At 66.2% G+C, this 26,361-nt stretch carries 27 protein-coding genes, 1 tRNA gene and 1 riboswitch; of the genes, 20 read left to right on the top strand and 8 right to left on the bottom strand.

Features of this window, described 5'->3' with window-relative positions; all coding sequences use genetic code 11:
* Positions 1 to 3: 3 nt before the first annotated feature.
* The 6 genes from CLV77_RS03955 to CLV77_RS03930 all read left to right on the top strand — a co-directional run bounded on the left by CLV77_RS03955 (position 4) and on the right by CLV77_RS03930 (position 6,694).
* On the top strand, positions 4 to 1,041 hold the full coding sequence (locus CLV77_RS03955) for a rod shape-determining protein (RefSeq protein WP_076979155.1): 1,038 nt from the start codon (positions 4 to 6) through the stop codon (positions 1,039 to 1,041).
* Between the two features lie 34 nt (positions 1,042 to 1,075).
* Positions 1,076 to 2,056, top strand: coding sequence for a rod shape-determining protein MreC (gene mreC / locus CLV77_RS03950; RefSeq protein WP_076979156.1), 981 nt, complete (start codon positions 1,076 to 1,078; stop codon positions 2,054 to 2,056).
* Positions 2,049 to 2,576: a hypothetical protein gene (locus CLV77_RS03945; protein ID WP_076979157.1), complete on the top strand. Its 528-nt coding sequence runs from the start codon at positions 2,049 to 2,051 to the stop codon at positions 2,574 to 2,576. Before mreC ends, CLV77_RS03945 begins: the two co-directional genes overlap by 8 nt.
* A complete protein-coding gene (mrdA, locus tag CLV77_RS03940) occupies positions 2,573 to 4,516 on the top strand; it encodes a penicillin-binding protein 2 (RefSeq protein WP_076979158.1) in 1,944 nt (647 codons plus the stop codon). The genes CLV77_RS03945 and mrdA overlap by 4 nt, the downstream gene beginning before the upstream one ends.
* Entirely contained in the window at positions 4,513 to 5,652 is a 1,140-nt protein-coding gene (gene rodA / locus CLV77_RS03935) for a rod shape-determining protein RodA (RefSeq protein WP_076979159.1), read from the top strand. The genes mrdA and rodA overlap by 4 nt, the downstream gene beginning before the upstream one ends.
* A 106-nt stretch (positions 5,653 to 5,758) precedes the next feature.
* On the top strand, positions 5,759 to 6,694 hold the full coding sequence (locus tag CLV77_RS03930) for a 2-hydroxyacid dehydrogenase (protein ID WP_076979160.1): 936 nt from the start codon (positions 5,759 to 5,761) through the stop codon (positions 6,692 to 6,694).
* 34 nt (positions 6,695 to 6,728) lie between these two features.
* Here the strand turns inward: CLV77_RS03930 and CLV77_RS03925 are convergent, their stop codons facing one another.
* On the bottom strand, positions 6,729 to 7,580 hold the full coding sequence (locus CLV77_RS03925; RefSeq protein ID WP_076979161.1) for an SseB family protein: 852 nt from the start codon (positions 7,578 to 7,580) through the stop codon (positions 6,729 to 6,731).
* On the bottom strand, positions 7,577 to 8,191 hold the full coding sequence (locus CLV77_RS03920) for a uracil-DNA glycosylase family protein (protein WP_076980992.1): 615 nt from the start codon (positions 8,189 to 8,191) through the stop codon (positions 7,577 to 7,579). The genes CLV77_RS03925 and CLV77_RS03920 overlap by 4 nt, the downstream gene beginning before the upstream one ends.
* 397 nt (positions 8,192 to 8,588) lie before the next feature.
* Between CLV77_RS03920 and CLV77_RS03915 the strand changes: the two genes are divergently transcribed.
* The 5 genes from CLV77_RS03915 (at position 8,589) to CLV77_RS03895 (ending at position 13,729) form a co-directional block, all read left to right on the top strand.
* On the top strand, positions 8,589 to 9,248 hold the full coding sequence (locus CLV77_RS03915; RefSeq protein WP_076979162.1) for an ABC transporter ATP-binding protein: 660 nt from the start codon (positions 8,589 to 8,591) through the stop codon (positions 9,246 to 9,248).
* A complete protein-coding gene (locus CLV77_RS03910; protein WP_236861012.1) occupies positions 9,232 to 11,145 on the top strand; it encodes a KpsE/RkpR family capsule polysaccharide export protein in 1,914 nt (637 codons plus the stop codon). Before CLV77_RS03915 ends, CLV77_RS03910 begins: the two co-directional genes overlap by 17 nt.
* Before the next feature lies 1 nt (position 11,146).
* Positions 11,147 to 11,980, top strand: coding sequence for a 3-deoxy-8-phosphooctulonate synthase (gene kdsA, locus CLV77_RS03905; protein ID WP_076979164.1), 834 nt, complete (start codon positions 11,147 to 11,149; stop codon positions 11,978 to 11,980).
* Between the two features lie 59 nt (positions 11,981 to 12,039).
* Positions 12,040 to 13,536: a phosphomannomutase/phosphoglucomutase gene (locus tag CLV77_RS03900; RefSeq protein ID WP_076979165.1), complete on the top strand. Its 1,497-nt coding sequence runs from the start codon at positions 12,040 to 12,042 to the stop codon at positions 13,534 to 13,536.
* Positions 13,537 to 13,654: 118 nt separating this feature from the next.
* Positions 13,655 to 13,729, top strand: a tRNA-Gln gene (locus CLV77_RS03895).
* Between the two features lie 231 nt (positions 13,730 to 13,960).
* On the opposite strand, the gene CLV77_RS16275 is transcribed toward CLV77_RS03895, so the two are convergent.
* A complete protein-coding gene (locus CLV77_RS16275) occupies positions 13,961 to 14,185 on the bottom strand; it encodes a hypothetical protein (RefSeq protein WP_157801999.1) in 225 nt (74 codons plus the stop codon).
* 177 nt (positions 14,186 to 14,362) lie between these two features.
* Here CLV77_RS16275 and CLV77_RS03885 point away from each other — a divergent pair, with 177 nt between their 5' ends.
* The 7 genes from CLV77_RS03885 (at position 14,363) to CLV77_RS16680 (ending at position 18,130) form a co-directional block, all read left to right on the top strand.
* The gene (locus CLV77_RS03885; protein ID WP_197685762.1) at positions 14,363 to 15,295 is read left to right on the top strand and encodes a sialidase family protein; all 933 of its coding nucleotides are present in this window, start codon (positions 14,363 to 14,365) and stop codon (positions 15,293 to 15,295) included.
* 1 nt (position 15,296) lies between these two features.
* Complete coding sequence (locus CLV77_RS03880; protein ID WP_076979168.1) at positions 15,297 to 15,776, top strand: DUF411 domain-containing protein; 480 nt, start codon at positions 15,297 to 15,299, stop codon at positions 15,774 to 15,776.
* Positions 15,777 to 15,780: 4 nt separating this feature from the next.
* Positions 15,781 to 15,921: a hypothetical protein gene (locus CLV77_RS16505; protein ID WP_170043947.1), complete on the top strand. Its 141-nt coding sequence runs from the start codon at positions 15,781 to 15,783 to the stop codon at positions 15,919 to 15,921.
* An 8-nt stretch (positions 15,922 to 15,929) separates the two neighbouring features.
* Positions 15,930 to 16,409, top strand: coding sequence for a c-type cytochrome (locus CLV77_RS03875; RefSeq protein WP_416171601.1), 480 nt, complete (start codon positions 15,930 to 15,932; stop codon positions 16,407 to 16,409).
* A gap of 295 nt (positions 16,410 to 16,704) precedes the next feature.
* Positions 16,705 to 16,875, top strand: coding sequence for a hypothetical protein (locus tag CLV77_RS16905; RefSeq protein ID WP_321174960.1), 171 nt, complete (start codon positions 16,705 to 16,707; stop codon positions 16,873 to 16,875).
* 17 nt (positions 16,876 to 16,892) lie between these two features.
* On the top strand, positions 16,893 to 17,348 hold the full coding sequence (locus CLV77_RS03870; protein ID WP_321174959.1) for an SCO family protein: 456 nt from the start codon (positions 16,893 to 16,895) through the stop codon (positions 17,346 to 17,348).
* Positions 17,348 to 18,130 carry a thioredoxin domain-containing protein gene (locus CLV77_RS16680; protein WP_100339204.1) on the top strand — a complete coding sequence of 261 codons (783 nt, stop codon included), beginning with the start codon at positions 17,348 to 17,350 and terminating at the stop codon, positions 18,128 to 18,130. The genes CLV77_RS03870 and CLV77_RS16680 overlap by 1 nt, the downstream gene beginning before the upstream one ends.
* 250 nt (positions 18,131 to 18,380) lie before the next feature.
* On the opposite strand, the gene CLV77_RS03860 is transcribed toward CLV77_RS16680, so the two are convergent.
* Positions 18,381 to 19,082, bottom strand: a complete 702-nt coding sequence (locus CLV77_RS03860) for a winged helix-turn-helix transcriptional regulator (protein WP_076979170.1) — start codon at positions 19,080 to 19,082, stop codon at positions 18,381 to 18,383.
* Between the two features lie 318 nt (positions 19,083 to 19,400).
* Here CLV77_RS03860 and CLV77_RS03855 point away from each other — a divergent pair, with 318 nt between their 5' ends.
* Positions 19,401 to 19,850, top strand: a complete 450-nt coding sequence (locus tag CLV77_RS03855; RefSeq protein ID WP_083707693.1) for a cupin domain-containing protein — start codon at positions 19,401 to 19,403, stop codon at positions 19,848 to 19,850.
* Positions 19,851 to 20,192: 342 nt separating this feature from the next.
* Positions 20,193 to 21,632, top strand: a complete 1,440-nt coding sequence (locus tag CLV77_RS03850; protein ID WP_076979172.1) for an FAD-binding oxidoreductase — start codon at positions 20,193 to 20,195, stop codon at positions 21,630 to 21,632.
* 95 nt (positions 21,633 to 21,727) lie between these two features.
* Here CLV77_RS03850 and CLV77_RS03845 read toward each other — a convergent pair whose 3' ends face one another.
* From CLV77_RS03845 to CLV77_RS03830, 4 genes are all read right to left on the bottom strand, one after another.
* Complete coding sequence (locus CLV77_RS03845; protein ID WP_170043946.1) at positions 21,728 to 22,783, bottom strand: FecCD family ABC transporter permease; 1,056 nt, start codon at positions 22,781 to 22,783, stop codon at positions 21,728 to 21,730.
* Positions 22,780 to 23,715, bottom strand: coding sequence for an ABC transporter substrate-binding protein (locus tag CLV77_RS03840; protein WP_076979174.1), 936 nt, complete (start codon positions 23,713 to 23,715; stop codon positions 22,780 to 22,782). The genes CLV77_RS03845 and CLV77_RS03840 overlap by 4 nt, the downstream gene beginning before the upstream one ends.
* A 3-nt stretch (positions 23,716 to 23,718) precedes the next feature.
* Positions 23,719 to 24,510 carry an ABC transporter ATP-binding protein gene (locus CLV77_RS03835; RefSeq protein ID WP_076979175.1) on the bottom strand — a complete coding sequence of 264 codons (792 nt, stop codon included), beginning with the start codon at positions 24,508 to 24,510 and terminating at the stop codon, positions 23,719 to 23,721.
* Between the two features lie 231 nt (positions 24,511 to 24,741).
* A riboswitch (cobalamin riboswitch) is annotated at positions 24,742 to 24,963 on the bottom strand.
* 91 nt (positions 24,964 to 25,054) lie between these two features.
* Positions 25,055 to 26,296: a GAF domain-containing sensor histidine kinase gene (locus CLV77_RS03830; protein ID WP_076979176.1), complete on the bottom strand. Its 1,242-nt coding sequence runs from the start codon at positions 26,294 to 26,296 to the stop codon at positions 25,055 to 25,057.
* Between the last annotated feature and the right edge of the window lie 65 nt (positions 26,297 to 26,361).

Raw genomic sequence — 26,361 nt, 5'->3', positions numbered from 1 at the left:
TAGATGTTTGGTTTTGGAAGTCTGTTCTCGGCGGATATGGCAATCGACCTGGGGACGGCCAATACGCTCGTCTACGTCAAGGGCAAGGGTGTCATACTGAACGAGCCGTCTGTCGTGGCCTATCACGTCAAAGACGGTCGCAAACAGGTTCTCGCCGTCGGCGAGGACGCCAAGCTGATGCTGGGGCGCACCCCCGGCTCGATCGAGGCCATCCGCCCCATGCGCGAAGGGGTGATTGCCGATTTCGACGTGGCCGAGGAGATGATCAAGCATTTCATCCGCAAGGTTCACAAGCGCACGACCTTCACCAAGCCCAAGATCATCGTCTGCGTGCCCCACGGCGCCACCCCCGTTGAAAAACGCGCGATCCGCCAGTCGGTCCTGTCGGCCGGCGCCCGCAAGGCGGGTCTGATCGCCGAACCCATCGCCGCGGCCATCGGTGCCGGCATGCCCATCACCGACCCCACCGGCAACATGGTCGTCGACATCGGCGGCGGCACCACCGAGGTGGCCGTTCTCAGCCTTGGCGACATCGTCTACGCCCGCTCGGTCCGGGTCGGCGGCGACCGCATGGACGAGGCGATCATCTCCTACCTGCGCCGTCAGCAGAACCTGCTGATCGGCGAGGCCACGGCCGAGCGCATCAAGACCTCGATCGGCACCAGCCGGATGCCCGACGACGGGCGTGGCGCCTCGATGCAGATCCGCGGTCGCGACCTGCTGAACGGCGTACCCAAGGAAATCGACATCAACCAGGCCCAGGTCGCCGAGGCCCTGTCAGAACCCGTCCAGCAGATCTGCGAAGCGGTGATGACCGCGCTGGAAGCGACCCCGCCCGATCTGGCTGCCGACATCGTCGACCGGGGCGTCATGCTGACCGGGGGCGGCGCGCTTCTGGGCGATCTGGATCTGGCGCTGCGCGAGCAGACGGGCCTGTCGATCTCGGTCGCGGACGAGTCGCTCAACTGCGTGGCTCTCGGCACCGGCAAGGCGCTGGAATACGAAAAACAGCTGCGCCATGTTGTGGACTACGAAAGCTAGACACCCGGCGTAGCCCCCTCCAGGAGAATTGGCGGTGGTTCAGGAACGCAGACGAAAGCCGCAATACGCCCGGCCGGTCCGCAGGATCGTGATCGGGCTGGTGGTGTTTGCGCTTTTCGGACTGTTCATGCTGTGGCGCATCGACAGCCCCCGGGTGGAGCGTTTCCGCGCCCAGTTGGTGGACCGCGTCATCCCCAGCTTCGAATGGGCGCTGGAGCCGGTGACCGGCGCCGCCCGAATGCTGGATGGCTTCCGCTCCTACACCCGCATCTACGAACAGAACCAGGAACTGCGGCGCGAGTTGCAGCAGATGAAGGCCTGGAAGGAAGCCGCGCTTCAGCTTGAACAGAAGAACGCCAAGCTGCTCGATCTCAACAACGTCCAGCTTGACCCCAAACTGACCTATGTCACCGGCGTCGTGCTGGCCGACAGCGGCTCCCCGTTCCGCCAGTCGGTGCTGTTGAACATCGGCAGCCGCGACGGGCTGATGGACGGCTGGGCCACGATGGACGGGCTGGGCTTGGTGGGGCGGATCGCAGGCGTGGGGCGCAACACCGCCCGGGTGATCCTGCTGACCGATTCCAACAGCCGCATCCCGATCACCGTCCAACCCTCGGGGCAGCGCGCGATCCTGGCCGGCGATGGCACCGCCAACCCCTTGGTATCCTTCCTGGAAAGCCCTGAGCTGGTGCGCCCGGGCGACCGGGTCGTAAGTTCCGGCGATGGCGGCATCTTCCCCGCCGGCCTGCTGGTCGGACAGGTCGCCCAGACCCGCGACGGCCGCCTGCGCGTGCGCCTTTCGGCCGATTACGAGCGGCTTGAATTCCTGCGCGTCCTGCGCTCCCACCGGACCGAGCCGGTCGAGGGCGAAGGCATGCTGCTGATCCCCCAGGGCGCGGGCACCGGCCCCTTCCTGCCAAGCGCCGACGCGCCCGATCCCGATGCCGGAACGACCGCGGCGGGCGATCCCACCGCGGCCTCGCCGGCGACACCCCAGACCCCGGCCGATGGCTGATCCGCGCCAGAACCGGCGGTGGGTCTACCGCTTTGCCTTCCTGGGGCTGACGGTCGTGATCCTCTACCTGCGGCTGCTGCCCCTGGACAGCGGCCCGAAGGTGCTGGCGGGGCCGGACCTGTTGCTGTGCCTGGCGCTCGTCTGGACGGCCCGCAACCCCGAGTACGTGCCCGTCGCCCTCATTGGCGGGGTCTTCCTGCTGACCGACTTCCTGCTGATGCGGCCGCCGGGGCTGTGGACCGCGCTGGTGATACTGGGGACCGAGTTCATGCGCTCACGGACCGGTCGCGGGATCGAGATGACGGCAACCCTTGAATGGGCGCTTGCGTCTGTCACAATCGCGGGGATCATCCTGGCCAACCGGGTCGTCCTTGCGATTGCCGCCGTGCCGATCCCGCCGCTGATAAACGATCTGATGTTCATCGCGGTCACGGTCATCGCCTACCCTGCCGTCCTGGCCTTTTCGCACTATGTCTTCGGTGTCCGCCGAAGCCTTGTCAGAGAGAACCGCAACCCATGAGACGGTCCCACAAGGAAACCAAGGAAAGCGCCAGCCGGATCACCCGCCGCGGGCTGATCGTCGGCGGCGCCCAGGCCGCGTTCCTGGGTGTGCTGGCCATGCGCATGCGCCAGCTTCAGGTCGAGGAGGCGGACCAGTATCGCCTGCTGGCCGAGGAAAACCGCATCAACATGCGCCTGCTGCCGCCGGCGCGGGGGCTGATCTTCGACCGCCACGGCATCGCTCTGGCCGAGAACGCCCAGAACTACCGCATCGTCATCGTGCGCGAGGATGCCGGCGACGTGGACGCCACGCTGGCGCGGCTGTCACGGCTGATCAGCCTCAGTCCCGAGGATCTGGAAAAGGCCGAGAAGGAACTCAAGCGCCGCAGCTCCTTCGTTCCGGTCACCATCGCCGACCGCCTGCCCTGGGAGGATATCGCCCGCGTCGCCGTCAATGCCCCGGCCCTGCCCGGCGTCACCCCCGACGTGGGCCTGTCGCGCAACTACCCGATGAAAGAGGATTTCGCCCATATCATCGGCTACGTGGGCCCGGTCTCGGACTATGACCTGAGCAAGCTTGAGGATCCCGATCCCCTGCTCCAGATCCCCAAGTTCCAGATCGGCAAGTCCGGCGCCGAGAACCGGCTGGAGCATCTGATGCGTGGCAAGGCCGGCTTCAAGCGGATCGAGGTCAACGCCGTCGGCCGCGTCATGCGCGAGCTGGACCGCAAGGAAGGCGAAAGCGGCGCCAACATCCAGCTGACGATCGACGCGGGTCTTCAGAACTTCGTCCAGGCCCGGCTGAGGGGGGAAAGCGCCTCTTCGGTGGTGATGGACGTGCGCTCGGGCGATCTGGTGGCGATCGGCTCGACGCCCTCGTTCGACCCCAACCTCTTCGTGCGCGGCATCTCGGTCGCCGATTATCGCACCCTGACTGAGAACAAGTATCGCCCCCTGGCCAACAAGTCGGTGCAGGGCACCTATCCGCCCGGCTCGACCTACAAGATGGTGACGGCGCTCGCCGCGCTTGAGGCCGGCGTCGTCGGCGTCGAGGACCGGGTCTATTGCAAGGGCTGGATCGAGAAGGGCGGCCGGCGCTTCCACTGCTGGAAACGCTCGGGCCACGGGCAGGTGAAGCTGAAGGAATCGCTGATGCGCTCCTGCGACGTCTACTATTACGACGTGGCCGAGCGGGTGGGCATCGAGAAGATGAGCGAGATGGCCCGCCGCCTGGGCCTGGGCGAGCGTCACGACATTCCCATGTCCGCCGTCAACGGCGGCCTGGCTCCCACCAAGGCCTGGAAGCGCGAGCAGCGCGGCGCGGAATGGGTGGTGGGCGACACGCTCAACTCGGCCATCGGGCAGGGTTTCGTGCTGGCCTCGCCCCTTCAGCTTGCGGTGATGACCTCGCGGATCGCAACGGGCCTCGAGGTGCAGCCGCGTCTGGTCAAATCGGTCAACGGCAAGGAAGAGCCCGGCGGCCCCTGGCCCGAGCTGGGGATCTCGGAGCGGTCGCTCAAGGCCGTGCGCAACGGCATGTTCGCGGTCTCCAACAACACCCGCGGCACGGCCTACCGCACCCGCATCGCCGCCGACGGCATGGAGATTGCAGGCAAGACCGGCACCAGCCAGGTGCGCAACATCTCCAAGGCAGAGCGTGCGCGCGGCGTCTTCCGCAACGAGGACCTGCCGTGGGAGCGGCGCGACCACGCCCTCTTCGTGGCCTTCGCCCCTGCCGACAACCCGCGCTACGCCGTCTCGGTGGTGGTCGAGCACGGCGGCGGCGGTTCGACCGCGGCGGCGCCGATCGCCCGGGACATCATGCTGCGCGCCCTTTACGGCGAACTGCCCCCGCTTGAGGCCTACCCCTCGGACCAGCGCGCCGCCGCGCAGGAGATGATGGACAAGCTGGAGCTGCGCGAAATCGCCCTGCCCGACGACGGCAAGGTCCGGGCATGAGCTATCTTGAATACACGGTGAAGCGCACGCCCTCGGGCCTGCGCAAGCTGCTCTATCTGAACTGGCCACTGGTGATCCTTCTGGCCGCCGTCTCGGGTGTGGGCTTTCTGATGCTCTACTCGGTCGCCGGCGGCTCCCTCAGCCCCTGGGCCGAGCCGCAGATGAAGCGCTTTGCCCTAGGCATGTTCCTGATGTTCGTCGTCGCGATGGTGCCGATCTGGTTCTGGCGCAACATGGCGGGGCTGGCCTACCTGGTGTCGCTGCTGCTGCTGGTCGCGGTCGAGCTTTTCGGCTCCACCGGGATGGGGGCGCAGCGCTGGATCAACTTGGGCTTCATGCGGCTTCAGCCGTCCGAGCTGATGAAGGTGACGCTGGTGATGATGCTGGCCACCTATTACGACTGGCTGGATGTCAAGCGGACCTCGCGCATCCTGTGGGTGCTGATCCCGGTGGCCCTGATCCTTGTGCCCACGGCCCTTGTCCTGCGGCAGCCTGACCTCGGCACGGCGCTTCTTCTAATGATCGGCGGGGCGGCGGTGATGTTCGCAGCCGGGGTCCACTGGCTTTACTTCGCGCTGGTGGCCGCGCTTGCGGGCGGGGCCGTCACCTCGGTCTTCGTGTCGCGCGGGACCGACTGGCAGCTTCTCAAGGACTACCAGTATCGGCGCATCGACACCTTCCTCGATCCGTCCCAGGATCCGCTGGGGGCGGGTTACCACATCACCCAGTCCAAGATCGCCCTTGGTTCGGGTGGCTGGACCGGGCGCGGCTTCATGCAGGGCACTCAGTCCCGGCTGAACTTCCTGCCCGAAAAGCATACCGATTTCATCTTCACCACCCTGGCCGAGGAATTCGGCTTTGTCGGCGCCTCGTCGCTGCTGGCGCTCTACGCGCTGATCGTGGTCTTCTGCATCGCCACCGCGATCGCCACCCGCGACCGGTTCTCGTCGCTGATGACAATGGGGATCGCGGTGACCTTCTTCCTGTTCTTCGCGGTGAACATGTCGATGGTGATGGGGCTGGCGCCTGTGGTCGGCGTGCCGCTGCCGCTGGTCAGCTATGGCGGCTCGGCGATGATCGTGCTGCTGGTCGCCTTCGGCCTGGTGCAAAGCGCCCACGTTCACCGCCCGCGCTGAGGGGGCCGCGCGCCCCCTTTTGCCTCCGAGAGGGAGGCGGTGGACAAGCAGGGGCATTCACGCCCATCCTGCGCCCCGATCCTGTCCCTGTCCCCGGAGGCCCGCCATGTCCGTTCTTGTCCTTTACGCAGGCAGCGCCGAGCAATGGGGCCCCTACCGCCCCGCCCTGACGCGCGCCTTCGAGGCCGAGGGTCTGGACGTGGAGCTGGTCACCGAGGTCGAGGATCCGGCGACGGTCGACTACATCGTCCATTCCCCCAGCGGCCCTATCCGGGATTTCACGCCCTACACCGGCGCCAAGGCGGTGCTGAGCCTCTGGGCCGGGGTTGAGGAGATCGTCGGCAACGCCACCCTGACCCAGCCGCTGGTGCGCATGGTCGACGCCGGGCTGACCGAAGGCATGGTCGAATGGGTGACAGGTCACGTTCTGCGCCATCACTTAGGCATGGATGACCACATCCTGAACCAGGACGGCACCTGGCGCCCCGTCGCCCCGCCCCTTGCCCGGCAGCGCCGGGTGGCGCTTCTGGGGCTGGGCGCCCTGGGATCGGCGGTGGGTCAGGCGCTGGCGGCGCTGAATTTCCAGGTGACGGGCTGGAGCCGCTCTGCCCACGAAGTGCCGGGCCTGCAATGCTTGTCGGGGGACGAGGGGCTGGAAGCGACGCTGAAGGGGGCCGATTTTGTCATTCTGCTGCTCCCCCTCACCCCGCAGACAATCGACGTGATGAACGCGCGCACCATGGCGCTTCCGACCCGGGGCGCGGTGATCCTGAACCCCGGGCGCGGTCCGCTGATCGACGACGCCGCCCTGCTCAAGGCCCTCGAAGACGGGCAGATCGGTCATGCTACGCTTGATGTTTTCCGGACCGAGCCGCTGCCGCCCGAACACCCGTTCTGGGCCCACCCCAAGGTCACGGTCACGCCCCATATCGCGTCCGAGACGCGGCCCGTGACCGCCGCATTGGCGATCGCCGCCAACATCCGCCGGTCCGAGGATGGCGAGCCTATGATGCACGTGGTCGACCGGGCGCGCGGGTACTGAACAGGCGTTACGCGGGGCCGAAGAACGCCCGGGTCTACTTCAGGCGCGGCGGGCGGTCGGGGTCTGACCCGGGCGGCGCCATGGGCGCCAGCGGCACCGCCTCGGGCGGCAGTGGCAGATCGAAGCGCAGGCCGACCCGCGCCAGCCGCTCGGCCACCGGATCGTCGGCTTGGAAAAACCCCACGTCCATTTCGCCCGCGTCCAGCCCGCTAAAGCGCAGCGCCTCGCCCGCGGCGGTGGTCAGGGCGGGCTCGGCCCCCGGCTGAGCGCCGATAAAGGCCAGCAGGTGTCCCCGGCGACCGCCGCGATAAGTGACCCTTACCAGACAGGCGCTGGCAGCCATCCCGGCGGCAAGCGCCAGCTTGGTATCCAAGCCGGTTAGAAGGTCTTGGGGCAGGTTCTCGGGGGCGCCGATCTCCTCTGGGGTCTCGGCAACCTCGGCGGGCTGGCTTTCGATCATCCCCGAAAGCCAGGCGACGGCCGTCGCATCCAGCAGCACCTCGGAGGCTGCGACCCCGAGGTTGAGGCCAAGACCCAGTGCCTGCCCTTCGATCATCGCGATCAGGGCGCGGCCGGACAGGGCCGCGTAGGGCGCATCGCGACCGACGAAATCCGATAGGCGCGAGTCGCGATCGAAGGCCAGGATGACCTGGCCGCCGTCGACAGGGAAGACCACCGGCTCGATCACCCCGTCGCCGTGGGGCTCTGCCTCGAGCAGCAGGAACAGCTCGGAATCGATCAGCCGCTCGTAGAAACGCATGCGCAGGCGCTCGTCCTCGGGGGCGGCGGACATCGCCTGGTGGGCCCGGTCAAGCGCCGTAACCTCGGCCTGGTTGGCCGGGGCGGAAGATACATCCTCCTGCCGCGCGATGTCGTTCTTGGTCATTCCAGCGCCTCCTGCACCCGGGCCCGCAGGGCTGGCAGAAGCTCGGCCTCGAACCACGGGTTCCGGTTGATCCAACCCGTATTGCGCCAGGACGGGTGCGGCAAGGGAAAGATCCCCGGCGGCTGATCGCGCCAGGCGGCGACCGTAGCCGTCACACCCCCGCGCGCGGCCGCGCCCAGGTGCCATTTCTGCGCGTAGCCTCCGATCAGCAGGGTCAGCGGGACCTGGCCCAGCGCCTCCATCGCGGGCTGGCGCCAGGTCTGGGCGCAGATGGTCGGCGGGGCCAGATCGCCGCCCTTGGCGTCATAGCCCGGAAAGCAGAAGGCCATGGGCACGATCGCCACCCGCGAGCGGTCATAGAAGACGTCCTTGTCGATCCCCAGCCACTGACGCAGCCGGTCGCCCGACCGGTCCCAGAAGGGCTTGCGCGCCTCATGGACCCGCATGCCGGGGGCCTGGCTGGCGATCAGGATCCGGGCCGGGCCGTCGAACCAGACCACAGGGCGCGGCGCGTGGCCCGTGGCGGTGGAGGCAAAGCGCCCGGCACAGATGCGGCAGGCCGAGATGCGCTGTCCCAGCGCGCGAGGATCTTCGGGGGTCGATGGCTCCATGCCCGAAGAGATAGGCGGGCGCGATGCGCGGTTGAAGGGGGCACGAAAGCGTCCGTCTTCTTGCGCCAGGGGCAAGCCCGCGAACAGGCACCTTGCAGAAATTGCACGCGCATCCGGCGGCGACCCCTTGCCCGCTGCCACACCGGCGTCTAGTTTCGCAGCGTCAAGCACCGACATCCGCGCGCAGCAAACAGGCGCGCGCCCTTGTCAGAAAGGGGAATTGCGGGATCATGACTGCCCTCTGCCCTCTCGGGATCATTGTTCGACCAGCAGCATGCAATCGTCCCATTTCGGGCGGATCATCTACGCGATCAGCCTTAATCCCGCCCCAAATCCCACCTAACCTGCAAGACAATGTAAAAGGCCGCACAGTGGCGGCCGTGGGGCAGTGTAGGTAATGTTAGAGTTCAGTAACGTGAGTAAATCCTTCTGGACCGGGGCACAGCGCAAGGTCATCCTCGACCGCGCCTCCTTCCGGGTCGAGATTGGGAACAGCCTGGGAATTCTTGCGCCCAACGGCACAGGCAAGACCACCCTCATCAACATGATGTGCGGCCTGGAGAAGCCCGACGAGGGCACGATCCGCCGCACCTGTCGCATCTCCTTCCCCTTGGGATTCATGGGCGGGGTGAACAACAAGCACTCGGCCCGCGAGAACGCGCGCTACATCGCGCGGCTCTACCAGCTTGACCCCGATTACGTGGAGGCCTTCTGCCGCTACGTCTGCGGGCTCGAGGAATATTTCGACATGCCGGTCGGGACCTACAGCGCGGGCATGCGCTCGCGGTTTTCCTTCGCGCTGCTTCTGGCGCTGGAATTCGACATCTACCTGATCGACGAGGGAATGCCCTCGACGACGGACCGGCAGTTCAACCAGAGAGCAGGGTCGATCCTGCGCGAACGTCTCAAGAGCGCGACGGTGGTGATCGTTTCCCACCAGGCCTCGACGCTGGAGAAGTTCTGCAATACCGCGGCAGTTCTCCAGGACGGTCAGCTGCACATGTTCGACACCCTGGACGAAGCAAAAAGGCTCTATGACTATGAAACCCAGAGCTAAGAAATTCCGCATCCGGCGCAGCGCGCCGCTCGAGGCAACGGCGGCATCCGCCCAGGCCCCGTCGAATGCTCCCGCTCAGACCCCGGTGCATGCAGCCGTGCAGGATCCGCCCCGCGCCCAGGCGCAGGCCCCGGCACCCGCCGCACCGGCTGCACCGGCGGCCCCTGCCGCACCAGTTGCCCCCCAGGGTAACGCGCGGCCTGCCAACCGTGCCCAGGCCGCCCTCCAGGCCCGGGGTGCCGGACGCCTGCCGCAGGGCGATTTCGACACCCACGAGGACGGGTTCGGCAACCAGGTCTTCGAGACCGCGCGCAACGGCGCGCCCCGGGCAGCCTCGGCGGCGCCCGCGCCCGTGCCGTCCCAGGCTCCGGCCGCACCCCACGGGGCGCAAGCCCAGGGCCGGGCCGTCACCAGCCCCGCCGCCACCGCCGCTGCAACAACCCAGCAGCCCGACGCCCAGGTCCATGACCCGGCCGCCGAGATCGAGGCCATCCGCAACGAGGACCTGACCGGCCGTCAATTGCGCATGGCCCGCCGGATCGCCCAGAAACACGGTCTGAACCCTTCCAGCGACTATGATGCCGTGCGGCTTCTGCGCCGCCGGGGCGTCGACCCGTTCCAGCGCTCCAACATGCTGGAGCTGGTGGTCGCCGGACAGGGCGCCTCGCGGACCAACCCCGACAACCTGCCCCAGACCGTGCGCGCGCCCGCGCCGCCGCCCGCCCTGCCGTCCGAGCAGGCCGAGGCCCGCCGCGCCAGCGAGATCCGCCGCATCCAGCGTGACATCGTCCGCCGGCGCCGCCGCTCGATGGTGATGCTGTTCGCGCGGCTGGCCTTCTTCGTGATGCTGCCGACCGTGATCGCCGGCTACTACTACACCAAGGTCGCGACCCCGCTTTACGCGACCAACGCGCAATTCGTGATCCAGCAGGCCGAAAGCGCCGGCAGCAGCCCGCTGGGCGGCCTGTTCTCGGGCACGACCTTCGCCACCTCGCAGGATTCGATCGCGGTCCAAAGCTACCTGCAATCCCGCGACGCGATGATGCGCCTGGATCGCGACCTGGGCTTCAAATCCCACTTCGCCAACCCCGAGGTCGACGTCATCCAGCGCCTGCCCGCAGACGCCACCAACGAGGACGCCTACAAGCTTTACAAGAAACACGTGAAGATCGGCTACGATCCCAGCGAGGGCGTGGTCAAGATGGAGGTCGCCGCGACCGACCCGAAGGCATCCGTCGCCTTCTCGCAGGCGCTGATCTCCTACGCCGAGGAACAGGTCGACCACCTGACCGCCCGCCTGCGCAAGGATCAGATGTCCGGCGCGCGCGAAAGCTACGATGACGCCGAGGCCAAGATGATCGCCGCCCAGCAGCGCGTGGTGCAGCTTCAGGAAGCCCGCGGCATCCTGAGCGCCGAGGCCGAGAGCTCCATGGTCATGGGCCAGATCAACACCTTCGAGCTGGAGTTGCAGCAAGAGCGCCTGCGCCTTGCCGAGCAGAAGGCCAACCCCCGTCCCAACCGCACCCGCGTCGCGGTGATGGAAGGCAATATCACCCGGCTCGAGAAGGTCATCGCCGACCTGCGCTCTCAGCTGACGGACGGCAGCGACGGCAGCAACTCGCTGGCCCGCATCACCGGCGAACTGATGGTCGCCCAGGCCGATCTGGAAACCCGCCAGCTGATGCTTCAGCAATCGCTGCAGCAGATGGAGAACGCCCGCGTCGAGGCCAATCGCCAGGTCCGCTACCTGTCGCTGGCGGTCTCGCCGGTGCTGCCTGACAAGGCATCCTACCCGCGGGCCTTCGAGAATACGGCCCTGGCCTTCTTGATCTTTGCGGGCATTTACCTGATGGCTTCCCTGACGGCCTCCATTCTCAGGGAACAGGTGACAAGCTGACATGAAGACCATCGACATCAACGGGGTGCAGATCGGAAACGATCTGCCCCTCACCGTCATTGCAGGGCCCTGCCAGCTGGAGACGGCCGAGCATGCCCGCATGATCGCCGAGCAGATGGCCGAGATCTGCGCCGCCGCTGGGGCGGGCTATGTCTTCAAGGCCTCCTACGACAAGGCGAACCGCACCTCCCTCAAGGGCCGCCGCGGCCCGGGGGTCGAGGAAGGGCTGCGCATCCTCGACGACATCCGCAGCACGCTGGGCGTGCCCGTGCTGACCGACGTGCACACGGCCGAGCAATGCGCCCCCGCCGCGCAGGCCGTCGACATCCTGCAGATTCCCGCGTTCCTGTGCCGCCAGACCGACCTGCTGCTCGCGGCCGGCAACACCGGCGCGGTGGTCAACATCAAGAAGGGCCAGTTCCTGGCACCCTGGGACATGCCCAACGTGGTCTCCAAGGTGGAATCCACCGGCAACGAGCGGATCCTGCTGACCGAGCGCGGCACCTCCTTCGGCTACAACGCCCTGGTTGCCGATATGCGCAGCCTGCCCACCATGATGCAGACCGGATACCCGGTGGTGATGGACGCCACCCATTCGGTGCAGCAGCCCGGCGGGCTTGGCGGCGCCTCGGGCGGGCAACGTGAGTTTGCGCCCGTGATGGCCCGCGCCGCCGTCGCCCTGGGCATCGGCGCGGTCTTCATCGAGACCCACGAAGATCCCGACACCGCTCCCTCGGACGGGCCCAACATGATCCCCCTTTCCCAGATGCGCGCCCTGATCGACGGCCTGATGGATTTCGACCGCCTGGCCAAGGCGTCTCCCATCCGCCTTTGACGTTGACCGGGTCTGGTTTCGAAATAGGTAAGCAGATCCATTTTCCGCAGGAGGCCCCGATGACCAGACCCTCGCCCGACGTGCGCCCGAACACCTGGGACTTCCTGCGTGAGCCGATGATCGCCCCGACGGGTTTCCGCGAATATGACGCGCGCTGGAAATACCCCGAAGAGATCAACCTGCCCGGCGTCACCGCATTGGGCCTTGGCATCGGCACCCAGATGCACGCCCAGGGGATCGCCCCCGAGATCTGTGTCGCCAACGACTACCGGGACTATTCCTTGTCGATCAAGAATGCGCTGATGCTGGGCCTGCAACAGGCCGGGATCACCGTGCATGACATCGGCACCGCGATCTCGCCGATGGCCTATTTCAGCCAGTTCCATCTGGACGTGCCGGCGGTGGCGATGGTCACCGCCTCGCATAATCCCAACGGCTGGACCGGGGTGAAGATGGGCTTTCACCGCCCCCTGACCCACGGCCCCGACGAGATGGCCCAGCTGCGCGACATCGTGCTGGAAGGGCGCGGCCAGGCTCGCGACGGCGGTTCAATCCGCCGGGTCGACGGGGTCTATGAGGCCTACATGGACGATCTGGTCGGCGATTTCCGCATGAGCCGTCCGCTCAAGGTCGTCTGCGCCACCGGCAACGGCACCGCCTCGGCCTTCGCGCCCGAGCTTCTGCGCCGCATCGGGGTCGAGGTCGTCCCCCTGCACAACGAGCTGGATTACACCTTCCCCCATTACAACCCCAACCCCGAGGCGATGGAGATGCTGCACGACATGGCCGACGCCGTGCGGGCCTCGGGTGCCGACATGGCGCTGGGGTTCGATGGTGACGGCGACCGCTGCGGCGTCGTCGATGACGAGGGCGAGGAGATCTTTGCAGACAAGGTCGGCGTCATCATGGCCCGCGATCTGGCCCGCCTGCATCCCGGCGCCACCTTCGTGGCGGACGTGAAATCCACCGGCCTCTTCGCCTCGGACCCCGAGTTGCAGCGCCTTGGCGCCAAGGCCGATTACTGGAAGACCGGCCACAGCCACATGAAGCGCCGGGTCCACGAGCTGGGCGCCCTGGCGGGCTTCGAGAAGTCCGGCCACTACTTTCTGGCCGAGCCGGTGGGCCGCGGCTACGACTGCGCCATGCGCGTCGCGGTCGAGCTGTGCAAGCTGATGGACCGCCACCCAGGGCAGTCCATGTCCGACCTGCGCCGCGCCCTGCCCCGCACCTATTCCATGCCCACCATGTCCCCCCATTGCCCCGACACCAGCAAATACGACGTGCTTGAGCGGATCGTGGACAAGCTGGTCCAGCGCCACGCCGAGGGCGGCACGCTGGGCGGCCGCGCGATCGAGGAGGTCGTCACCGTCAACGGCGCCCGGGTGATTTTGGACAATGGCGGCTGGGGCCTCGTGCGCGCCTCGTCGAACACCCCCAATCTTGTGGTGGTCTGCGAAAGCCCCGAGTCCGAGGCCGAGCTGCGCGCGATCTTCGCCGACATCGACACCGTCATCCGCACCGAACCCGAGGTCGGCGACTACGATCAAAGCTTCTGAGCCCACCCCGGACGGGTGCCCTTTGGGCGGCCGGGAAATCTCTCCACCCAAGGGTGAAATTTTTCCCAGATCAGGTCTTGAAGGCCGCGCAAACTCCGCGTAATTACGCGCTCACCGTTGGGGTGTAGCCAAGTGGTAAGGCATCGGTTTTTGGTACCGTGTATCGTAGGTTCGAATCCTACCACCCCAGCCATATTTCCCTATTCAGATCCAAAATCGCCAAGATAATTGGGTCGACGGGTCCCTGTCGCCAATGTGCTGCCCAGGCCATCGGCCGCCGCAGAGACGGGCGAGGCTGCGCTGCTTGAGGAGGTAAGTGACGAACCCGTGAACCTGCGCTCCTATGCTGTTTGTGGACATCCCGCGAGTTCGTTTCTAGATATTCACCATGCGCCTTTGGGTTCGCCTTCTCACACTCTGCATCTCACTTGCCTTTCTGGGCGGGCTGATGCTGCATGACGTGGCGGGAGCGCGAATGTCCTTCAACATGGTCGCCGCAGAGACCTCGGACGAGGGTGGCGAGGTTTGCCCCGCTTGTGAGGTCGAGGACGCCGAAACCGTCATTTGCAAACTCGACTGCACCACGCCGATGCTTTTCCTCGGTGCCTTCGCAGCCGCGTTGCCCGAACGGTTGGTCGCTGACGTCCATCTCGCCACATCACCGCATTCCCTCCGAATGCGGCCCCCGGGTTTCGACCCCGCGCCTCCACGAACCACCATCCTGAGCTGACCGGCCGCATCCTGTGGATGTCGGCCCGGTCCTGCCATGCCCGGCCTGCACGCAGGCGGGCGGCAATCTGGCCCTTCCATCTCAGGATGTCTCTTCATGTCTTATCCGACTTCCGGTGCGCTATCGCGCCGCCACTTCGTGTTCAGCGGCCTGGCCGCTTTGGGCGCGACGTCCCTGCTTCCCCGACTGGCCTTGTCAGAGGCACTCTCTGCTGATCCGGCGGCCATGGCTTTCGATGGCCCTACGCTTCTTGCCGCGACAGCGTCAGGAATTCTCCGGCACGACGGCGCTGGCTGGGCCCTTATGTTCAGCGGCGCAACCAGTGCCCTTGCCACCCACCCGGACCGCCCCGGCGTGATCTTCGCCGGCGGGCCGGACGGTCGTCTGCACCGCAGCACGGATGCCGGGCAGAACTGGACGCAGACCGATGCCGGCTTGCCGGGCGCGGCGATCCTTGCACTGACCCTCGGCGCCCGATCGCCCCAGATCCTCTACGCCGCGGTTGAGGGAGACGGGCTGTGGCGCAGCGAGGACGACGGGGCGTCCTGGGAATTCGTCATGGACCGCCCCTATCTCTCCGGCACCGAACATGACGTGCTGTCCCTCGTCTCCGTCGCGCACGAAACCGGCATGGGCGGCATCTGGCTTTACGCCGGAACGGCCGCCGGGCTTACCCGCGTGCCCGATTGCTTCTGCCGCTGGCAGGACGTTGTTGCGGGCGATGCCATGGATGCGCTGATTGCCGGAAAGACCCCTGCAAAGGCGGCATCGCTGCCGGAGGAACCTCTGCAAACACTCGTCGCGGCGCCTGGCGCTCCGGGCCAGCTATACGCCGCGCTGCCCTCGGGCATCTGGCGCTCAACCGACGCGGGCGTGAACTGGGCCCGGGTCAGCAACGAGATCGCCACCGCACTCACCGTGGACCCAGACGATCCGCAGCACGTGGTCGCAGCCGTCGCGGCGAGACTTCGCACGTCGCGCGATGGCGGCGCCACCTGGACCCCCTTCCCCAATTCAAAGGAAAGCTGAAATGAACCGCAAGCATCTTACCCTCTCGGCCATTGCTCTGGCCGCGGCCTCCGCCATTGGCGTCGCCACCCTTTCAACGGCTCAGACCGACACTGCGCCCGGGGCCTCCGTTCCGGTCGATCGGCAGATGACCATCTGGCGTGATCCGTCCTGCGGCTGCTGCGATGCCTATGCCGACTACATGGAAGAGAACGGATACCACGTGACCCGCATCGACGACCGCGACTTCGACAAGCGCTCGATCAAGGTGGGTGTGCCCGAGCAGGGTCTTGGGTGCCATCTTGCTGAAGTGGATGGTTATTACGTGAGTGGCCTGGTCCCCGCAGAGATCGTGAACCGGCTGACGACCGAGCGGCCCGACATCACGGGGATCACATTGCCGGGAATGCCGACGAACGCCCCCGGAATGAGCGGCAAGAGTGGCACGCTCAAGACCTACGCCTTCGGCGAGGACGGCATCGCGGTCTATTCCAATGAGTGAGGGCATGAACGGTATGATGTCGATGATGAACGGACCGATGATGGGCGCCATGATGCTGGGCGTCGGGCTGGTCGCGCTTCTACTATTGGCCCTGCTGATCCTGGGCGTGCTGGCCCTGGTCAAGTTTCTTCGGGGGCCGGCATGAAACGCGCGATGATGATTGGCTCCGCGGTCCTGGTGCTCGGGGCGGCGGCGCTTGCCACCCTTGCACAGACGGGCAGAGACGACGCCGAGCCGGCCCTTGCCGGCCTGACCATCCTCGGCGATCCCGTCACCGCCGCCATGGTCGAGACAGGGGCCGAGGTCTACGCCGAAAGTTGCGCGTCCTGCCACGGCGCCAAGCTTGAGGGGCAGCCCGACTGGCGCCGGCGCAACGAGGATGGGCGCATGCCCGCCCCCCCTCACGATGACAACGGCCACACCTGGCACCACGCAGACCGGGACCTTTTCACCATAACGAAGCGCGGCGTCGGGGCGGTGGTGCCGGGCTATGAGAGCGACATGCCCGGCTTCGAGGGCAGTTTGAGTGACGAAGAGATCGCCGCGGTGCTGGCCTATATCAAAAGCAATTGGTCCGAGCGCGAGCGCGGCTTCCAGGCCAAGGTGACCGCCGGCACGGAGGGCGAGAAATGAGCGCCGCGCAAGTTGCCCCCGGGTCGCGCAGGCCAGGGCGGGCCCGGGCTCTGCTGCCGGCTGTGCTCTTCTCTGGCTCGGTGGGTGCATTCAACTGGGGGCTCAGCAGCCTCAACGATGATGCCCCAGCAAACGGAGCTAACCACGCGGGACAAGGTGCCGATTCACGGCATCAGCAACATGATCCAAACGGCCGCCGCCCCGCAGGCAACGACGACAATTGCGGGGCCCAGAACGGCTGATTCCAGAACCTACCCAGCCCTTTGCCGGGCGGGACCATCCGAAAGACAGACAGATGCACGAACCCTCCTCATCTTCGTTTCATAAGTGGCTGCGCCTCTTCCTATGGGGCAGCGCCGCGATACTGGCCATCGTATCAATCGGGGCGCTTGCCTTGCGCGATCCCGATGTTCCGCAAGTCGTTTATACCGGCGAGGCAGATATTCGCTCCGACTCGATCTCGTAGATCACAGCGGCCGCTCGGTGACCGAGGCTGATTTCGCCGGCCGCTGGCAACTGGTGTTCTTCGGCTTCACCCATTGCCCCGACGTCTGTCCAACGACCTTGGCTTACATGGCCCGCGTGCTCGACCTGCTGGGCGCGGGTGCCGACCAAGTCGCGCCGCTCTTCATCACCGTCGATCCCGAACGGGACACGCCGGAGGTTATGGCGGCCTTTGTCTCCAGCTTTCACCCCCGGCTCGTGGGGCTGACAGGAAGCCCGCAACAAGCAGCGGAGGCTGCGCGGAACTTCAAGGTCTACCATGAGCACATGGCGGATGCTCATGCCCCGGACGGATACACCATGGCCCATGCCGGGCACATCTACCTGATGCGTCCCGATGGAAGCTTCGAGGCCGTGTTCCTCGAAGGGGATCAGCCGCCTGCGGATCTCGCCGGAGAGGTCCGGATGCGTCTGGACCGAGAGGGGCGCATCTGATGCGAAACGTCATTCTCATTTCCATCACGGTCGCAATGCTCGGCGTGCCCGCCGCGGCTGATCACCCTGGGGAGCGGCTGAACGAGGTTACGGCAGATCGAGAGCCGGGCTTCGAGGCGATCTCCCGCCCCGGCCCCGAACTCGATCTCATCACTGCGGATCGGCAGACCGTCGGTCTGGAGGATTTCGCCGGGCGCATCCTGGTGGTCAATCTTCGCCCCTCCTCCTGCACCCTGACCTGTGACGCCCAGCACCGGGCGCTGGCGCAAACCGTCACCTCGCTCAACGCCAGCCCGATGCGCGGGATGGTCAGCTTCGTCACCGTGACCGAAGGTGCGGCGGACATGGACACGCTGGACGCCGGGAACTGGTCGATTTTGCGTGCGCAGGGGAGGCTCGAGGATCTCGAGGCCCGGCTTCCGCTCTATACCATCTGGACCGAGGGCAGCGTCGGCGAGATCGCCTTCGCCATCGTGCACTGCACCGGGGGCGATCTGATGATCACCTTCAGCACCCTTTTCCTGGCATTGTTCGTGTTCGGGCGACCGAATTGGCCACAGGAACGGGCGACCCCGGTGTTTCTGGCCGCCGTGGTGATGGGAGTTGGCTACACCATCTTCAGCGAATGGCTGAACATCACCGTTCGGGAAGCCTGGGCCTATCGCGAACTGATGCCGGTGGTTCCGGTCATCGACACGGGTCTGACGCCGTTCCTGCAATGGCTGGTCGTGCCCACGGCGGCCTATCTCGGCGCCACGTCCCGGCGCGTGTCGTGGAGATGAGGGGGGCCGGTTATCCAGACACGCGGCCTCCTCTTCGTGCCCCTGGCGGGCACGGTCGCGTTCCTGCTGCGGGCGTTACAAGCTGAACATCCTCGGTGGGGCGTATGCACTTCTACGCTGCGCTGCTTCGAACAAGGCAGGCATTCGAGCGATAGTGCAGCCTACGCCTTGCTCTACGGGATCAATCCTCAGGGCAGACGCGAAAACCACGGATTCCAGGGTTCAGTTTCTGTAGCGCCTATTCGGATAGCTATCGGGCGTGTGCGACGAGGTTCTTCTCCGACGCGAAGATGCTGAGCCCCAGCCATTGCTGCATCGACCTGGCAATCTGACGTGAGCCGTCGAAATCAATTTGTTCCTGCGCCTGCTCAACCGTGGCGAGCCCCATCCAGATCGTCGTCATCGTCCGGAGATCGGTTGTGACATAGAGATCTATGTCGAAGCCGGGGTCCGTGGCGCAGAGATCGACACTACCAGCGGGCTCGACCACGAGCCAGAAATTGCACCTCGTGGAGGGCAGTTCAGGGTAGTGGAATTTGACGACCACGCGCCTTTTGGGGAGCGGCGTGGGGTCGAGGTTGCGGCGCATGTCCCACATCAACAAAGAGGCGTCGAGGTTGCGCAATGACAGGTTCGACTCGACCCATCTCTGGCCCCAAACGCCCAGCGATTTGACCACCGGGAGCAGATCCTCGCCCGCAGGTGTGAGGTGATATTCGTTGATCCCAGGCTCGCCGGGAACTGGAACGCGGACGACGACCCCGGCGGCCTCGAGTTCCTTCAATCGCTGTGACAGCAGGGTCGGCGACATCCTCGGCACGCCGCGTTTGAGGTCGTTGAACCTGGTCGAACCCGCCACCAGCTCGCGCACGAGCACCATCGTCCAGCGTTTGCAGAGAACTTCCGCGGCCATCGCGACTGGGCAAAACTGGTAATAGCTGCCTTGGGTCATCACTCGCGCTCCCGGAGGGCATGCCGACCATACGGCTAACTGATCGTAGCACGGATCACCCCCGATGCTGAGGAAATAGCGCGAGTCTGGTGCCGAGCCGGTCCAGATCCTGCACTCGTCACAACCTTCCCACCGCGCGATGATCCTGGCGTCTCGAGGCAAAGAACCGCCTGACCGGGGGCGCCCCTGATCGAGATGCCGCCAGTCGCAGCCCAATCAGGGCGCCTGGGCCCCGACGGCCGTGCGCCGCATCGCATCAAAACAATGGAGATTAAGATGATACGTTCATTAAAAGGATTGCAGGTACTCACCTGCCTTATGATCTCAGCCATTCTGATGGCCTGGATCGCCACCCCCGGCCTTACGGCCGAAGAGCGTCACACGCTGACCCCGGCCGAGGAAATCACGTATCAGCCGGGTCCGCCCACCCTTCCCGAAGGCGCCCAGATTGCCGTCCTGCTGGGCCACCCCGCCGAGGAGGGTCCCTTCGTCATTCGGCTCAAGTTTCCTGCCGGCTTCGAGGTGCGTCCGCACCGCCATTCCAAGGAAGAGCACCTGACGGTGCTTTCGGGCAAGTTTGCCATGTCGACGGGCGAAACCTTCGACAAAACGGGTAGCGCGCCGCTGAGCCCAGGCAGCTTCGTGCGCATTCCCGCCGGCACGGCGCACTTCGCCTGGACCGAGGAAGCCACGGTCGTTCAGCTTAACGGCATGGGGCCTTTTGACATCAACTATGTGGACGAGGCGGACGATCCGAGGATCAACTGATCTCCTGATACAGGCCGATTTCGTAAAGCGATGACATCCTCGGGGGGCCAGTTACGCGGCCCCCCGAGGCATGTGCGCGACCGGCGCAATCCACCTGGCCGGAACTGTCACCCCCTAGGCTTCCCCTATGGCCCTGCCCGCAAGCCGCAAGCTTCCCCTCCACAGGTCTCTATGCCGCCGTGCATCCGGTCCCGCGGCAGGAGTCCAGTTCCTGCACTCGTCCGGGCCTTCGATACGACGCAAACTGGTCCATGTCGGGTGTTGGAGCCCGATGCCGCATCGGTTTCACAGTTGAAGGTATCCGACGGGCGGCCATCACATGCACCTACCGGAGATACGGACATGACCTATTCCCTGAAGGATTTGAACGGTAGCCCGACATCTGTGAGCGACGAGGATCTATCCGCGCTCCGCGCTGAAATGCGAGGATCGGTGTTGCTGCCGGACGACGAAGGCTATGAGGCGGCGCGGACGGTCTGGAACGGCATGATCGACCGCCATCCCGGCCTCGTCGTGCAGCCGCTCGGAACAAGCGACGTCAAGGCGGCGGTGGAATTTGCCGCCCGTCACGCCCTGCTCATTTCGATCCAGGGCGGCGGCCACCAGATCGGCGGGCTCGCGGTGGCCGATGGCGCGCTCCTGCTGGACATGTCGCGGATGCGCCACGCCCACGTGGACCCGGACGCCCGCACGGTACGCGTCGGTGCGGGCTGCCTGCTGGGAGACGTGGACCGCGAATGCCAGCGGCACGGGCTTGCATTCCCCACCGGCATCAACAGCACCACCGGCATCGCCGGGCTGACGCTGGGCGGCGGCTTCGGCTGGATCACCCGCAAGCACGGAATGACCGTGGACAACCTGCTTTCCGCCGAAATCGTGACCGCCGATGGCTCGATCCTGACGATCAGCCCCGACAGCCACCCGGATCTGTTCTGGGCCTGCACCGGCGGTGGCGGAAATTTCGGTGTCGTCACATCCTTCAAATTCCGCCTGCATCCGGTCGGGCCGGAGATCTTGTCAGGGCTACTCGTGCATCCGCTCGACGCGGGTCCCGAGCTGCTCCGGAAATTCCGCGAGATCAGCACCAGCGCGCCTGATGAGCTTACGGTGTGGACGGTGATGCGCAAGGCGCCGCCATTGCCCTTCATCCCCGAGGATTGGCACGGGCGTGAGGTGCTGATCTTTGCGGTATGTTACTGCGGTGACATGGCCGAGGGCGAAGAGGCCGTGGCCGAGCTGCGTGCGCTCGGGCGCCCAATCGCCGACGTGATCGGCCCGCATTCCTACATTGGCTGGCAGGCCGCCTTTGATCCGCTGCTGACGCCCGGCATGCGCAATTACTGGAAGAGCCAGGACTTCCTCGATCTGACCGAGGAGACCATCGGCCACCTTCTCGACGCGGCACGCGACCTGCCCGATGACCAGAGCGAGATCGTCCTGCCGCATCTGGGCGGCGCGATGGCGCGGGTCGCCCCTGATGCCACCGCCTTCCCCCAGCGGGCGTCTCACTTCACGATGAACCTGCATACACGGTGGGAAGATCCCGGCAAGGATGAGGCCTGTATCGCCTGGGCGCGCGCGCTGTCCGACAAGGTCGCGGCGCAATCGGCGGGCAGCGTCTATGTCAACTTCATGCCCGAAGACGATGCCGGGCGGATCGACAGCGCTTATGGTGCAAACATGGATCGGCTGCGGGCGGTGAAAGCCCGATACGACCCGGGAAACCTATTCCGCGTAAACCATAACATCCGCCCCGAGGCCGATGCCCGCGCCGCGGAATAGCGCGGTCCTTTCCGAAGGACCGGAGAGGCCCCCGTTCCGGGGGGGACCGCAAGAAAGGCTGTTCGCCCCGAGTTGAGCGGGGGCCGCGCCACGGATTATCGCCGCGCCAGCAGCCACACGAAGAAAAGCCCGCCCAGCAGGCCGGTCACGACGCCGATCGGCATGTCCTGGGGTGCCAGGACTGTTCTTGCGAAGAGGTCGCACCAGACCAGGAACACCGCGCCCAGCAGGGCCGACAGGGGCAGCACGCGGGCCTGGCTGCCGCCAACCAGCATGCGGGCGACATGGGGGATCATCAGCCCCACGAAACCGATCACCCCCGAAAAGGCGACCATCACCCCGGTCAGCAACGCACCCACGACGAACACTTCCAGCCTGAAGCGCGCGACGGGGATGCCCAGCGTCGCCGCCGTCTCGTCACCGATCGTCATCGCATCGAGGTCCTGCGCCCGAAACCAGAGCCAGGGGCCGCAGAATGCCAGCACGAGCGCCGGGAAGGCCAGTTGCGACCATTGTGCAAGGCCAAGCCCCCCCAGCATCCAGAAGACCACCGTATGGGCGGCCCGCGGATCGCCGAGGAAAAGCATGACATTAGCGCCGGCCATCACGATGAACGAGACGGCAACACCGGCCAGGACCAGACGCTCGGCCGAGGCGGCGTCGGCCAGCCGTGCCACCCCCAGCACCAGCGCCATCGCGCCAAGCGCTCCGGCAAAGGCGAAAAGCGGCACCGTCGCGAGCCCGAGGATCAGCCCCGTGTGCATCAGCGCCGTGATCGCCCCGAATGCCCCGCCCGAGGAAATGCCCAGCAGGTGCGGGTCGGCCAATGCGTTGCGCGTCACCGCCTGCAACCCTGCCCCCACCAGCGCAAGCCCGGCCCCCACCAGACCGGCGAGGATCGCGCGCGGCACCCGCAGGTCCCAGACGATAGCCTCGTGCCCGGCAGGCCAGGTAACCTCGACCAGGCCCGGCACCAGCCGGTTCGCGATGACGCCCCAGACCGTCCCGGGTGCCACGGGCACCGCACCCACGCTGACGGCCAGGGTGAAAGACAGACCCAGGATCAGCGCCGCCAGACCCAGCGCGACCGGGAAAAGCCGGGCGCGCCGGTCGGGGACCGGTGCCGTAATCGCCATGCAGGATCCGCTCATTCACCTGCCCTTGCGAAGGCTTCGGCCAGGATGCCGACCGCCTCGATATTGCGCGGGCCGGGCGTGGCGGCGACATAGTCGAGGGTGACGAAATTGTCTTCGCGGACGGCGGTGACGGTGGCGAAGGCGGGGTTGGAGACCATGAAGTCGCGCTTCTGCTCCGCCGTTACCTCGCCGTAGTCGACGATCAGGATCACCTCGGGGTCGCGCGCAATGACCTCTTCCCAGCCGATGGTGGCCCAGCTCTTGGCGAAATCCTCCAGAATATTGACGCCGCCCGCCGCCTCGATAAGCGCGGTCGGCATGGCGTAGCGCCCGGCGGTGAAGGGGGCGTCCTCGCCACTGTCGTAGACGAAGACGCGGGGGCGCGTGGCGCCGGTGGCGGGCTGCGCGGCGAGGTCCTTGCGCCAGCTTTCGATCAGGGCCTCTGCCCGGTCCGGGACGCCGAAGATCTTGCCGAGGTTACGGGCGTCGTTGAACAGGTCCTCGAAGCTTGCCTTGGGCTTTTCCATCACGTGGATGCAGCTTTCGGACAGCTCGTAGACCGGGATGCCGAAGGGGGCGAGCGTGTCGGGGGTGACCTCGCCTCCGACGTTCATGCCGTAGTTCCAGCCGGCGAAGTAGAAATCGGCATCGGCGCCCAGCAGAACCTCACGCCCCGGGTAGCGCGGCGACAGCTCGGGCAGTTGCTGGATGTCGGCGCGCAGCCTTTCGTCCAGCGTCTTCCAACCCGAGATGCCGGTATAGCCCGCCATGCGGTCGCGCAGGCCAAGCGCCAGCATCAACTCGGTCAGGTTGACGTCATTCGACACCGCGCGCCGGGGCGGCTCGGCGAACGTGACCTGCCGGTCACAGCTTTGGACGGTGACGGGAAACGCCTGGGCCGTCGTCGGAAGGGCGAGAATGGCAAGCGAAAGGATGCGTCGGATCATGGGTCAGGTCCTGTCGGAAGGGGCAAGGGAATAGGTAAAGCGGGTGCGACCCGAGGGTTCGAGACGCTCGCGGCTGGCGGTCACGGCGAAGGCGCGGGCGACGGTGGAAGCGTCCAGCGCGGCCTCGGGGGGGCCGCAGGCGATCATCTCGCCCCGCGACAGGACCACCACCTCATCGCAAAGATCGAAGGCCAGGTTCAGATCGTGAAGGCTGGTGACGACGGTGACATCGAGGCCGCGCAACATCTCAAGCACCTCGAGCTGGTGGCGGATGTCGAGGTGGTTGGTCGGCTCGTCGAGGATCAGGACCTGCGGCTCCTGCACGAGGGCGCGGGCCACCATCACGCGCTGTTTCTCCCCGCCCGAGAGGGTGCCGAAGCGGCGCTGGCCAAGGCCCCCCAGGTCCAGCCGGCGCAGCGCGGCCTCGACAATGGCGCCGTCCCGCGCCCCCGCCGAGGCTAGGCCGTTGCGGTGCGGGACACGGCCCAGCCGCGCAATCTCGCGCACGGTCAGGGCGAAATCCGTCGGCTGGTCCTGAAGCACGGCGGCAACCCGGCGCGCCGCCGCCCTGGAGGTCATGCCCCAGAGGTCGTCGCCCCCGATGCGGACCATGCCGCTGAGGGGCCGGTGATAACGGTAAAGCAGTCGCAGCAGCGTTGACTTGCCCGCCCCGTTGGCGCCCACCACACCCAAGGTCCTGCCGGCGGGCAGTGCAAAGCTTACCCCGTTCAGGATCGCCGGGCCGCGTGGCGGTCCCCAGGCCAGATCCGTGGCGCTGATCGCGGCGGCGGTCATGGCCGGGTGCCCGGGCAAAGAGTTTTGCACGCCGTCGAGGCCCCCCGCGACACGGCGGTGCTAGGTCCCCACGGGCAACCGCGTTTGCGGGTAATGTTCAAAGATAGGTTGGTCCGGCCCATGCAGCCCTCCGCGCATTCGCGGGGCGCGAAGGTTCAGGGATCGGCAATCTGGGTTCGGCATCGACCGACAAGCCATCATGGCCTCCTGTCCGGGACACCCCGCCCGGGTTGAGTGACATCGACGATGGCAGGTCTCCTGACTCACGGGTCGAAGCCTTTCCGAACCTTCCCGGGTCACGGGGGACCCAGTGGCGTTCTCGGAAACACTCGCCGCTCACAGTTGCGGGGGCAGTCACGGATTCGGCGCCTGTTGGCTACACCTCACCGTATTCCCTTTTCATCCCGCGTCGCCCTCAGGGGCCAACGGGAAACCATCGTGGCCATGGGATGCCACAGCCGACCCGCGCGGGCAAGCTTCATGCAAGAGGATCGCAAGACGGCGCCTGTCTATGGCCGTTTCGCGCCAACCTGGCGGTCGTCGGTCATTGGGGATGGCAGGCAAGGGGCAGGTTGAAGGTGAAGCTGGTGATCCCCTCGTCGCAGGTCACGTCGATCCCGCCATTGTGGGCGGTCGCGATGGACGATGCGATGTGAAGACCAAGGCCAAGGCCCTCGCCCGTCGCGTTCGCGCCCCGGTGGAAGGGCTTGAACAGGCTCTTTCTGACATCATCGGAAATGGCATTGCCCCGGTTCGCGACCGTGATCCCGAATGCGTCGTCGCGGACCGCGCCGCGCACACTGACCGGGAAACCCTGCTCGGAATGGCGGATGGCGTTGGACAGCAGGTTCGATATCGCTTGGGCGACGCGCGGCGCATCGCAGCTGATCGGGCGCTCAAGCACCAGGTCCAGGTTGATTTCATGGCCGGGTTCTGCGGCACGCAACTCTTCCACGACCTGTTGGATCGCTTCGGCAAGCGGCGCGTCCGAGCGGACGGACACCCGGATGCCCCCGCCAAGGCGGGACTTGGCGTGCAGCATGATGTTCTCGATCAGGTCGGCGGCACGAAACAGCGAGGATCGCATCAGGGGCACGATCTTGCGGCCCTTTTCGGACAGGCCTTCCTTCTCAAGTTGGCGCAAGCCCGCGTCGATTGCGGCCACGGGGTTGCGAAGGTCGTGCCCCAGCACCGCCACCAGCTCTTCCTGGATGCGCGCCATCTCGCGCTGATGCTCGATCTGCCGCTCCTGGGCTTGCAGGCGCTCCTGCGTCTCAAGGCCTTGGCCGATGATGTCGGCGAACATCTCCAGCATCGCGACGGCGCGCGGATGGGCGAGGTCGCGGGGCACGCTGTCGATCGCGCAGAGGGTGCCGAAGAAAGTGCCGTCGCTTCGGAAGATCGGGATCGAGGCGTAGCTTACGATGCCGAACTTGGTCGCGATCGGATGGTTGCGATAGGTCTCGTCGGTGGCGACATCGCTGAACAGAACTTTCTGGGACGTCTCCCGCACCGATTGGCAAAAGGTCGACTCGATCTCGATCTCGTCTCCCGCGGCGAGGGAGAAATTGACCTCGTCGACGGTTCGGCAGGCGACCCATCGTTCGGCGGTCACCCGTGCCACGGCGGCAAAGCGCACCTCCGTGGCAAGCATCACCGTTTCCAGGATCGTGCCGACAAGTTCGCTTCCAGCCAACGTCTCGATATCGGACTGGAAATCATGCGTTCCCTCAAGAAAGGCCGCATGATCCTGGATTTTCGCCCGTCGCTTTGTTTCTTCGCCCACGATTTGCCTCCATGGCCGCCTCCCTCAATATCACCTGTCGGTTGACTGGCAATGGTTTCCGGTCC

Origin of the sequence: Brevirhabdus pacifica (assembly GCF_002797755.1) — a bacterium.
Taxonomy (GTDB): Bacteria; Pseudomonadota; Alphaproteobacteria; order Rhodobacterales; family Rhodobacteraceae; genus Brevirhabdus; species Brevirhabdus pacifica.
This window is presented reverse-complemented; position numbering and strand designations above follow the sequence as displayed.